Origin of the sequence: Mycobacterium sp., assembly GCF_035314665.1 — a bacterium.
In the GTDB taxonomy this organism is placed as follows: Bacteria; Actinomycetota; Actinomycetes; order Mycobacteriales; family Mycobacteriaceae; genus Mycobacterium.
The window spans coordinates 1-10129 of the sequence record NZ_DATFZD010000108.1; the positions used below are offsets into that span (position 1 = coordinate 1).

Here is a 10129-nt window from a genome sequence, read left to right on the forward strand (position 1 = left end):
CAACGCGCCGCCTGCCAGGCCACCAACGCATCAGCGCCCGCCTCGGTGGCCAGCTCGATCGCCAACTCGGAGCGCTCGGCCTTGGGCAGTGCCTGTATCACGGTCACCGCCGGCTGCACGGGCGGTACCTGCCAGCGGTCCAGCACCCTGGCCTGCAGCCCGTCGCGGCCGGTCTGCTCCACCACGCAGCGGGCCAGACCCCCGACGCCATCGCCAAGGATTAGCTGCTCGTCGCGGCGGATGCGCCGCACGGTAGCGGCGTGGAAGCCTTCGTCACCGTCGACGACGGCCAGCTCACCGGTCTCGGGCAACGCGTCGATGTAGAACAGGCCGGGCAATTAGCGCCCGGTAAAGGTCTCGCGCAACCGGCTGAACAATCCGCCGCCGGCGGCGGCGTGCGTCGACCGGACTTCGGCCACGTCACGGTTGCGGCGGCTCTTGAGCTCGCGCAGCAGTTCGGTGTCGCGGTGGTCGAGTCGATCCGGCACCACCACCTCGACGTGGACATGCAGATCACCGCGCGCACCGGAACGCAGGTGCGGCATCCCGTGGCCGCGCCGGGTCATCACCGACCCGGGCTGGGCCCCCGCGGGGATGGTGATCTCGGTCAGGCCGTCGAGGATCGCGTCCACCGTCACCGTGGTGCCCAGCGCCGCGTCGACCATCGGCAGCGAAATCGTGCAGTGCAGATCGTCGCCGTCGCGCACGAAGATGTCGTGGGGCTGCTCGTGCACCTCGACGTAGAGGTCGCCCGCCGGCCCTCCCCCGGGCCCGACCTCGCCCTGAGCGGCCAGCCGGACCCGCATGCCGTTGCCGACGCCGGCGGGGATCTTCACGGTGATCTCGCGGCGAGCCCGCACCCGTCCGTCGCCACCGCACTGGTAGCACGGGTCGAGAATGACTTCGCCGACGCCGCGGCAGGTCGGGCAGGGTCGCGACGTCATCACCTGACCTAGCAGCGAGCGCTGCACGGTCTGCACCTCACCGCGTCCACCGCAGGTGTCGCAGGCCACCGGGGCCGAATTGGCGTTGGTGCCGCGGCCCTGGCAGCGTTCGCACAGCACCGCGGTGTCAACGGTGACCTGTTTACTGACGCCGGTCGCGCATTCGGCGAGGTCCAGCCGCAACCGCAGCAAGGAGTCCGAACCCGGACGGACCCGCCCGGTCGGTCCGCGCGAGGTCGAGCCGCCACCGAAGAATGCCTCGAACACGTCGCCCAAACCGCCGAAGCCACCGAAGCCGTTCGCGGCCGACGCCGCGTTCTCCAGCGGGTCGCCGCCCATGTCGACGATGCGTCGCTTGTCCGGGTCCGACAGCACCTCGTAGGCGACGCTGATCTCCTTGAATTTGGCCTGGGCGACCTCGTCGGGGTTGATGTCGGGATGCAGCTCACGCGCCAGCTTGCGATAGGCGCGTTTGATCTCCGCATCGCTCGCGTTCTGGCTCACGCCGAGCAGACCGTAATAGTCGCGTGCCACGCCTGACCTTTCTTAGGCTCTTAGGCCGTTAGCGGCCGTGTTACCACGGCCGTCCATAGATTCTGCAACGAGTGCGCGCTCATCGGGCACCCAGCACTTCGCCGATATACAAGGCAACCGCAGCGACACTAGCGATAGTTCCCGGATAGTCCATTCGAGTGGGCCCGAGCACACCCATGCCGCCGTAGACAGTGTCGATGGTGCCGTAAGTGGTGGACACCACCGATGTACCCATCATCTGCTCGGCCTCGGTTTCGTGCCCGATGCGCACGGTCACCTTGCCGGCTTCCTGCTGGGCGGCCAGTAGCCGCAGCACGACGACTTGCTCTTCGAGTGCTTCCAGGATCGACCGCAGCGAACCACCGAAGTCCGCCGTGTTGCGGGTCAGGTTGGCGGTGCCGCCCAGCAGCAGCCGCTCCTCTGTGTGCTCGACCAGCGATTCGAGCAGCACCGTCGCCGAGCGTCCGACAGCATCGCTGAGGCTCTTCGATTGCCCCCCTCGACCTAGATGTGCGGCGAGCTCCGCGACCGCGACCGACGCCGCCGACAGCTTCTTGCCCTCCAGCGCTTGGCCGAGCATCTCCCGCAGCTGGGACAGCTGATGGTCGTCGATGACGTCTCCGAGCTCGACGACGCGTTGGTCGACCCGCCCGGAGTCGGTGATGACGACCATCAGCAACCGGGCCGGGGTCAGCGCGATCACCTCGAGATGACGCACGGTCGACGTGGACAACGTCGGGTACTGCACGATCGCCACCTGGCGGGTCAGCTGCGCCAGCAGCCGCACCGCGCGTCGCAGCACGTCGTCGAGGTCGACGCCCGACTCCAGAAAGCCCTGGATGGCACGCCGCTCGGCAACCGACAGCGGCTTCACGTCGTCGAGCCGGTCGACGAATTCGCGGTAGCCCTTTTCCGTCGGGACGCGTCCGGAGCTGGTGTGCGGCTGGGCGATGTAGCCCTCGGCCTCCAGCACGGCCATATCGTTGCGGACGGTGGCCGATGAGACGCCCAGGTTGTGGCGCTCCACCAGCGACTTCGAACCGATCGGCTCCTTGGTGGCAACGAAGTCGGCGACGATCGCGCGCAGCACCTCAAGGCGACGGTCGTCGGCACTAGCCATTCCGTTCCACCTTTCTAACTTGGTCCATTTTACGGTGATCACCAGCCGCTATCGCTTCCTGCACCCGCAGCCAGCAGCCGGTTCTAACCCGCTAGCCTTTCCTGTATGGCCACGTCGAGCCGCGGCGACGCGCCGCAGACAATCCGACGATGATCTTCAAGGGCGTGCGTGACGGCAAGCCGTACCCCGAGCACGGCCTGTCCTACCGGGACTGGTCGCAAATTCCACCTTGCCAGATCCGGCTCGACGAGTTGGTCACCACGACGACAGTGCTGGCGCTGGATCGCCTGTTGTCGGAGGACTCCACGTTCTACGGCGACCTCTTCCCACATGCGGTGAGGTGGAAGGGCGTCGTCTACCTCGAGGACGGTCTGCATCGCGCGGTCCGAGCGGCGCTGCGGAATCGCACCGTGCTGCATGCGCGGCTACTCGATTTGGACGCTGTCACAGATGCGGTCACTCCTCAGGGTTAGCGGCGATCGCAAGCGCGGCGGAGCCGGGCGCAGCGGGTCGCCGCGCGAGAACCGAGCCTAGTCACGTTTTTACGCCCGCAGGTGTCGAGGTAGGTGAGACAGCGCAAAGGCTTCTAAAGGAGGACCCATGCCACGAATCGCCGGAGTGTCCGATCGCGACGCCAAACTCGACACCAAGATCGCCTTCTTTTTCACCAAGCGTCACTTCAAGCAGATGACCGGTGGGGAAACCCCGGCCATGCTCGAGCCGCTGCGGATGTATGCCTATGTTCCCAAGCTGCTGAGTGCAATCGGCCGCCTGGAGCTCGCGGAGTCGAAGATCGACATCCTCAGCCCCCGCCATCGCGCGCTCGCCGAACTGAAATCGGCGACGACGGTGAGCTGCGAGTACTGCATCGACCTCGGCTCGCAGATCGCCCGCAGTTGGGGACTCTCCGACGAGGAACTGCTGGCGTTCGCCGACTACCAGAACGCCACCTGCTTCTCCGACCTCGACAAGCTCATCCTCGAGTACGCCACCGCGATCACCCGCACTCCGGTCGAGGTGAGCGACGAGCTATTCGACGCCCTGCGAACACATTTCGACAATGCTCAACTCGTCGCGCTGACCCACATCATCACGCTCGGCAATCTCCGGGGTCGCTTCAATCTGGCGTTGGACATCGGGTCGTCGGGTTTCAGTGACGGCAAGGTGTGCGCGCTGCCGGACGCCGCCAACCGGTGACCGAGAACGGCGAGCTGGCAGCACGCTTCCAGGCAGCCCGGCCGCACCTTGGCGCGCTCGCCTACCGCATGTTGGGTTCGGTCGACGACGCCGAGGATGCCGTGCAGGAGGCCTGGCTGCGGCTGACCGGCGGCAACCACCGAGATGTTGCGGAGATAGCCAACCTGGACGCCTGGCTGACCACCGTCGTGGCGCGGATCTGCCTGAACGCCTTGCGCGCCCGCCGGGCACGACCGAGCGAAGAACTCGTCGCGCGAGTGCCCGACCCTATCGTCGATCCGCTCGGCGAAGTCGATCCCGAACACCAGGCGATGCTGGCCGATGCGGTGGGCTTGGCGTTGTTCGTGGTGCTCGACACGTTGCCGCCGCCGGAGCGGCTGGCGTTCGTGCTGCACGACGTCTTCGCGGTGCCGTTCGACCAGATCGCGACGATCGTCGAGCGGTCACCGGAGGCCACCCGAAAGCTGGCCAGCCGGGCGCGGCGGCGTATCCAGGATGCCGCGCCCAGCCCGGACACCGACCTGGCGGCCCAGCATGCCGTCGTCGACGCCTTCTTTGCGGCCGGACGTGCCGGTGACTTCGACCGGCTGGTCGCCGTACTGGACCCCGATGTGTCGTTGCGCGGCGACTTCGGCCCCGGCCCGGCCGGACTGCGCTCGGTACAGGGCACTTCCGCGGTGGCCGGGCTGGCCCGTGGCTACGCGGCGCCGGAACGCGAGGCCCGCCCGGCCATCGTCAACGGCGCCGCCGGCGCGGTGATCTTCGTCGCCGGCGCGCCGACCGCCGTCATGGGCTTCGTGGTTCGCGGTGGGCGTATCGCCGCCATCGACGTGCTGGCCGATCCCGAGCGCATCGCCCGGATCGACTTGAGCGCGCTAACCGGCTAGCTCGTCGCTGCCTGCACCAGCGCCTGTGCGGAGTCGGGCGCGATCGTCCAGCCGCCCTGATTGACGAACGTGAGGTTGCGGGTGACCGGCGTTGGGAACTTCGGGCCTGAGATGGCCACGTCGGCGGTGGCCGCATTCGGGCCGGCCGGCTGGATGTTAGTCACGTCGTAGGACTGCGGAAACTTCCCGTCCCGGAACGCCTCTCTCAGGTCGTGGTCGGCAACACGCCCGTCGTTGTCATTGATGCCGCCTGCAACCAGACCGGTCTTGCTGTGGTAGTTCACGCCAGGATTGGTGAGGTTGGTGCAGAGGCTGGACAAGTCGCCCGCGGTCGGCAAACCAGGCGCTGGCGGCGGGGGGTCCTGCGCAAACGGCACGCCCAGGGCGACAGGCTGCACCCCCAAGGCGGACGTGCTGCCGGAGGCAAACGACGTCACGCCAGCGGCCGCGGCTCCAATTGCGGCGACGGCCGCCGCCCCGGTGGCGAGCATTTTCACGGTCATTGTTGTCCCTTCGTCGTATCACTGGTTGTCTCAACATACCCGCTGGCCGGGCGGGCGAACCGGCACAGCTAACCGGCGTGAATGCGCCATTCGGCGGCGTCCTGCTGTTGCCGCCAGAATTCGTCGAAACGTCCTCCCGCGCTGAGCAATTCGTCGACCGCACCGTCCTCGACCACCCGGCCGTTGTCGACGAAAAGAACCCGGTCGGCGTGTCGGATGCTCGCCAGTCGATGGGCGACGATCACCCTGGTGCGGGATTGCGGATCCGCGGTGAGCGCGTCGACCACAGCGGCCTCGTTCTCGGTGTCCAGCGCACTGGTCGCCTCGTCGACCAGCAGTATCGGCGCGGGTTTGAGCAGGGCGCGCGCGATGCTGACCCGCTGCCGTTCACCACCCGACAACGCCGAACCGGCCTCGCCGACGATCGATTCGGCACCTTCGGGCAGCCTGTCGGTCAGTTCGTCGACCCGCGCCAACCCAACAGCCCGGGTGAACTGATCGTCGGCGGCGGCAGGGTCTCCCGCGAACACGTTCTCGCGGATCGTCCCGTGAAACAGATAGGGGTGTTGGAACACCACACTGCTTGCGGCGCGCCGAGTTTCGGCATCGAGTGTCGCGGCGGCGGTAGCACTACCCGACCCTTATTTGGGCGAAAAAATCTGTGCAGCCGTCGTTTTCGCGGGTAACCCGGTGACACTGACGGAGCTGAATGACTATCTCGACCAGCGTGGAGTGGCCAGGCATGCTCGACCGGATGTGCTGACGCAGATGACCGCATTGCCGACAACCCCGGTCGGCAAGGTCGACAAGAAGGCGATCGCCTGGCAGTTGCAATCGTGACATCCGGCAAGCTTTGGTCGACCCACCACCGCGACGTCGGCAGGCGGTAAGGCCATTCATGGAGTTCGGACAGAGATTACTTAGCTTTCGCTACTAGCCTCGACTGCGACGTCGCTTTTCGAGGAGGTGAGAAAATGAAAGCAAGTCGTGACACCAATTCGCCTGCAGTAACTCGCCGCATCGTGGCGCGTCGGTCGGTCTCTCGCGTCCTTTCGGCACTCGCCACTGGCGCCGTTATCTATGGCGCAGGAGCAGCGTCGGCATTTCCGTTCTCTACGGTCCCCAAAGATGTCCGGCTAGCGGGCTGAGTCGAGCAGTTCGGCCGTGGCCTGCCACAGCCGTGCCTCACGAGCCGGGTCCTTTGCGAACGCCTCCACTTCGCGCTCTTCGTCTTTGACAACGAATGCGCCGTTTTGCAGATGCGCCCATCGGTCGTCGAGAACGATCGAAGCCAGTGCCGGACCGGACCGAGTGGGCGACGAAACGCCGGGGATTCGCTCAATAACACGGCCTAACCGTTGAAGACCGGGGCCGTGCCCTCTGCTCAGGCCGGTGCCGGGCATGAATCCCGGCTCGAATACCGAGACGTCGATTCCCGTTGGTGCTCGGCGTTGCAATTCGTGCGCGTAATAGAAAAGCGCGAGTTTGGAGTTGGAATAGGCGATTCCACCGTCCTCGAGTGTCGCCGGCAGATCGGCTGCAGTGGGCTGCGCAAGCTCGATCGGATCCCGCCAGAGCGGCGGCGGGACCCGCAGGATACGGCGGAAGATGTTCTGGTGGTAGGTGTTTGAGCCAATCAGCACGATGCGCGCGGGCGCAACGAGTGAGTCGAGGAGATCGCCGATCAGCTGCGCATGCGCGAGGTAGTTCACCGCGAACGTGAGTTCGTATCCGTCCGCGGACGCGTTGTGGGTGTCGACGACCGAAACGCCGGCGTTGGCCACCAATCCGTGGAGTGGGGACACCGCGCCGGCGGCCAGCAGATCTTTGATCTGCCGCGCCGCGTTGCGCACGTCGGCCAGCCGGGCAAGGTCGCAGCCGATCTCGTGGACGGTCGCTCCTGCGGCGCGGGCGGCCGCAGCCACCTCGGTCAGTGCCTGACCCGGCCTGCCAACCAGCAGCAGGTCGGGCCGCTTTGCCGCGGGGCGTTTGGCGATCGCCAGCGTGGCGGCCTTTCCCAGTCCGCCGGTCGGCCCAGTAATCAGGACGGTGCCGGACGCGTTCGAGTTCATGGTCCTCCATTCGTGGTCGTACCGGGATGATTCTTCGCCGGACCCCGGTCGTCAGGCAGTCGTCCGGTTTTCGTAAGACCATCAGGGCCACGACAAGGCGAGAAAAGGCAGAAACAACAGCGCTCCCGTAGCCACAGTTAAGAGATGGACTCCTGGGAGTTCGGCCGCACGGTGCGGCGCTGGCGCGACCGTGTGAAGCCCACCGCGGTCGGCGTACCGGTCGGCGGACGCCGTCGCGCGGCGGGCTTACGTCGAGAGGAACTCGCCGGGCTGGCCGGAATCTCGGTCGACTAGCTGACACGACTCGAATAGGGGCGAGCCACCTCGCCGTCGGTGCAGGTGGTGGAGGCGTTGGCCCGCGCATTGCGGGTCTCCGATACGAGCGCGACCTGCTGTTCCGACTGGCCGGGCACGCCACCCCCGGACTCGACGTCGTGTCGTCGCGCATCACGCCGAGCGTGCAACGCCTGCTCGACCGCCTGGCGAACACACCTGTTGCCGTTTTCGACGCCACCTGGACAGTCATCGTCGCCAACGCGCCGTACGACGCGCTGATGGGCCCGACGACCAGTTGGCGGGGAATCGAACGCAACAGCGTGTGGCGACACCTTGTCGGTCCGGGCAGTCGCGCCGTCCATACCCCTGAGCAGAAGGCCGAATTCGAGGCCGGGTTGGTCGCCGACTTGCGTCTGACCGCCGCTCGCTATCCCGCCGATCAGCGGTTGAAGCAGCTGACCCGCGACCTCGCCGCGCAGAGCCCGCGATTTGTAAAGCTCTGGGAGTCAGACGCTTTCGAGTCACACCAAGACTTCGGGCGCCGCAAGGTCATCGACCACCCGGACGTCGGACACATCACGTTGGACTGCGACAGGCTGATCGTCGCCGCCGACGATCTGCGCATCATGATCTATACCGCCGAACCCGACACGGAAGACGCCCAGCGCCTCGCCCTCGCGATCGTTCTCGGCACGCAGTCGTTAGTCGACTGAGGACGGCTCAGACGCCGGGTTGACGCGAGAGTTGCTTCACCATGCCTGATTTCACCTGGACGTACGGCCACGTACACGCGCACGTCGGCACCTGATCGCCTGATCGTCATCCGGGCGGCCTGAGCAGGCTGAAAAGCTGCGGTCCGCGCGTTCACGGTATTGAATCGGACCGTGGTCGAAACCGTAGACCGGCCGGCGCCGGTCCATCGAATCCCCGATCGTCGCCTCCGTCGGCATCACAAGGGCGACTCGCACCGACTGAGCTCCATCGGCGGCCTTGCCGCGATGTCGCTGGACGCCTTGTCCAGCGTCGCGTACGGTCCCGAAGCGATCGTGCTCGGTCTGGTCGCTGCGGGCGCGGCTGCCATCAGTTGGACCGTGCCGATCTCCATCGCGATCGCCTTCTTGCTGCTGGTGCTGGTGGTGTCCTACCGGCAGGTAATCGCCGTCTATCCCGACGGTGGCGGTTCGTACGCGGTGGCGAAGAAGGAATTAGGCCGGTTCCCGGCCCTGCTGGCCGCGGCGAGCCTGGTCGTCGACTACGTGTTGACCGTGGCGGTGAGCCTGTCCGCGGGTGCCGACAGCTTGGCGAGCGTGTTTCCGCCACTGGCGCATCACTTGCTCGCGCTGTGCATGGCGGGACTCGTCGTACTCGCCGCGATCAATCTGGTCGGTATCGCGGAATCGGCGAAGGTGCTGATGGGTCCGACGCTGTTGTTCATCGCCGGGATCTTCGCAATTATCATTTTCGGCTCCTTCGAAGACCATCCGGTGGCCTTGATCGGCAATGATCTCGGGCCGATCCACGCTACCGAGGCGCTGGGCGTGGTGGTGATTCTCAAGGCGTTTTCAGCGGGATGCTCCTCGCTGACCGGGGTGGAGGCGATTGCCAATGCGGTGCCGGCGTTCCGGTCGCCGGCAGTCAAGCGTGCCCAGCGCTGTGAGGTCGGATTGGGGGTCTTGCTGGGGGCCATGCTTTTGGGTCTGGCCTTCCAAATTCGGCAACACCAGGTAGTTCCTCGTGGCAACGTCACGATACTGGCGCAGTTGTCGGCGGGCGCGTTCGGAACCGGATGGCCGTTTTACGTGATCAACTTGTCGGTGACCCTGGTGCTGGCCTTTGCGGCGAACACCAGCTTCGGCGGCCTGCCGGTGCTGCTGCAGTTGCTGGCCAGGGATCACCGCATGCCGCATATGTTCGCACTGCGCGCTGAAAAGCCGGTATTCCGATACGGCGTCGCGGCGTTGTCGCTGCTGGCCGCCTTGGTGCTGCTCATTGTCGACGCCAACACCCAGCGACTGCTACCGGTATTCGCGATCGGGGTTTTCATCGGGTTCACGATCAGCCAAACCGGTCTGGTGTTGCACTGGCGCCGTGAACGCGGCCCTGGGTGGCTGGGCTATGCCCTGCTCAACGGCTTCGGCGCGGTGCTGACTGCCATCGCCGGGATCGTGCTATTTGCAAGCAAATTCACCGAAGGCGCGTGGCTGCTGCTGATCTTGGTGCCTGGGCTGATGAGCCTTTTCAACGGAATCGAGCGCTACTACCAGCGCGCCGGCGAACAGCTCGGCCTGGGAAAGATGCCCGCTAAACCAGTGCCCGGCACCGATACCAAGGCGTTGGTGATCGTCCCGATCGTCGCGGTGAGCTGCGTGGCCGAGCGGGCGTTGCAGGTCGCGATGCGGATCGGCCCCGAAGTCGTGCCGGTAACCGTCGATATCGACCCCGACGCGACTCAGCGGCTGCGCCAGCAGTGGGAGGATTGGGACCCGGGGTTGGAGCTCAAGGTGTTGGACAGCCCGCACCGCAGCCTGGTCGCGCCGACGCTCGAATATGTGCGATCCGAGATCGACAAGGGCCGGCACGTCACCGTGTTGCTCGC

General features: G+C 66.1%; 11 protein-coding genes and 2 pseudogenes. 7 read left to right on the forward strand and 6 right to left on the reverse strand.

Annotated features, from left to right (window positions below):
- From VKI00_RS08190 to hrcA, 3 genes are all read right to left on the reverse strand, one after another.
- On the reverse strand, positions 1-338 hold a 338-nt coding region (locus VKI00_RS08190; protein ID WP_324436605.1), incomplete at its 3' end, for an RsmE family RNA methyltransferase.
- The gene (dnaJ, locus tag VKI00_RS08195) at positions 339-1478 is read right to left on the reverse strand and encodes a molecular chaperone DnaJ (RefSeq protein ID WP_324436607.1); all 1140 of its coding nucleotides are present in this window, start codon (positions 1476-1478) and stop codon (positions 339-341) included.
- Positions 1479-1557: 79 nt separating this feature from the next.
- Entirely contained in the window at positions 1558-2598 is a 1041-nt protein-coding gene (gene hrcA / locus VKI00_RS08200) for a heat-inducible transcriptional repressor HrcA (RefSeq protein ID WP_324436609.1), read from the reverse strand.
- Between the two features lie 149 nt (positions 2599-2747).
- Here hrcA and VKI00_RS08205 point away from each other — a divergent pair, with 149 nt between their 5' ends.
- The 3 genes from VKI00_RS08205 to VKI00_RS08215 all read left to right on the forward strand — a co-directional run bounded on the left by VKI00_RS08205 (position 2748) and on the right by VKI00_RS08215 (position 4682).
- On the forward strand, positions 2748-3071 hold the full coding sequence (locus VKI00_RS08205; protein WP_324436611.1) for a type II toxin-antitoxin system VapB family antitoxin: 324 nt from the start codon (positions 2748-2750) through the stop codon (positions 3069-3071).
- Positions 3072-3198: 127 nt separating this feature from the next.
- Entirely contained in the window at positions 3199-3795 is a 597-nt protein-coding gene (locus VKI00_RS08210; protein ID WP_324436613.1) for a carboxymuconolactone decarboxylase family protein, read from the forward strand.
- Positions 3792-4682, forward strand: coding sequence for a sigma-70 family RNA polymerase sigma factor (locus VKI00_RS08215; protein WP_324436615.1), 891 nt, complete (start codon positions 3792-3794; stop codon positions 4680-4682). Before VKI00_RS08210 ends, VKI00_RS08215 begins: the two co-directional genes overlap by 4 nt.
- Here VKI00_RS08215 and VKI00_RS08220 read toward each other — a convergent pair.
- Positions 4679-5185 (reverse strand): hypothetical protein, encoded by a 507-nt coding sequence (locus VKI00_RS08220; protein ID WP_324436617.1) that lies wholly within the window; start codon positions 5183-5185, stop codon positions 4679-4681. The genes VKI00_RS08215 and VKI00_RS08220 overlap by 4 nt on opposite strands.
- 68 nt (positions 5186-5253) lie before the next feature.
- Positions 5254-5811 (reverse strand): annotated as a pseudogene (locus tag VKI00_RS08225) (ATP-binding cassette domain-containing protein); the annotation flags it as partial.
- Here VKI00_RS08225 and VKI00_RS08230 point away from each other — a divergent pair.
- A pseudogene (locus VKI00_RS08230) lies at positions 5801-6025 on the forward strand (AMP-binding enzyme); the annotation flags it as partial. The pseudogenes VKI00_RS08225 and VKI00_RS08230 overlap by 11 nt on opposite strands.
- 296 nt (positions 6026-6321) lie before the next feature.
- Here VKI00_RS08230 and VKI00_RS08235 read toward each other — a convergent pair.
- The gene (locus VKI00_RS08235) at positions 6322-7257 is read right to left on the reverse strand and encodes an SDR family NAD(P)-dependent oxidoreductase (protein ID WP_324436619.1); all 936 of its coding nucleotides are present in this window, start codon (positions 7255-7257) and stop codon (positions 6322-6324) included.
- 144 nt (positions 7258-7401) lie between these two features.
- On the opposite strand from VKI00_RS08235, the gene VKI00_RS08240 reads away from it, so the two are divergent.
- The 3 genes from VKI00_RS08240 to VKI00_RS08250 form a co-directional block, all read left to right on the forward strand.
- Complete coding sequence (locus tag VKI00_RS08240; RefSeq protein ID WP_324436621.1) at positions 7402-7551, forward strand: hypothetical protein; 150 nt, start codon at positions 7402-7404, stop codon at positions 7549-7551.
- 140 nt (positions 7552-7691) lie between these two features.
- Entirely contained in the window at positions 7692-8246 is a 555-nt protein-coding gene (locus VKI00_RS08245; protein ID WP_324436622.1) for a hypothetical protein, read from the forward strand.
- 171 nt (positions 8247-8417) lie between these two features.
- Positions 8418-10129 (forward strand): APC family permease (locus VKI00_RS08250; RefSeq protein WP_324436624.1); only part of this gene is annotated, 1712 nt, incomplete at its 3' end.

Bases quoted from the DNA above. Each gene is read 5' to 3' on its own strand.
- hrcA (WP_324436609.1), bottom strand. From the start codon at position 2,598: ATGGCTAGTGCCGACGACCGTCGCCTTGAGGTGCTGCGCGCGATCGTC.
- VKI00_RS08205 (WP_324436611.1), top strand. From the start codon at position 2,748: ATGATCTTCAAGGGCGTGCGTGACGGCAAGCCGTACCCCGAGCACGGC.
- VKI00_RS08210 (WP_324436613.1), top strand. From the start codon at position 3,199: ATGCCACGAATCGCCGGAGTGTCCGATCGCGACGCCAAACTCGACACC.
- VKI00_RS08220 (WP_324436617.1), bottom strand. From the start codon at position 5,185: ATGACCGTGAAAATGCTCGCCACCGGGGCGGCGGCCGTCGCCGCAATT.
- VKI00_RS08235 (WP_324436619.1), bottom strand. From the start codon at position 7,257: ATGAACTCGAACGCGTCCGGCACCGTCCTGATTACTGGGCCGACCGGC.
- VKI00_RS08240 (WP_324436621.1), top strand. From the start codon at position 7,402: ATGGACTCCTGGGAGTTCGGCCGCACGGTGCGGCGCTGGCGCGACCGT.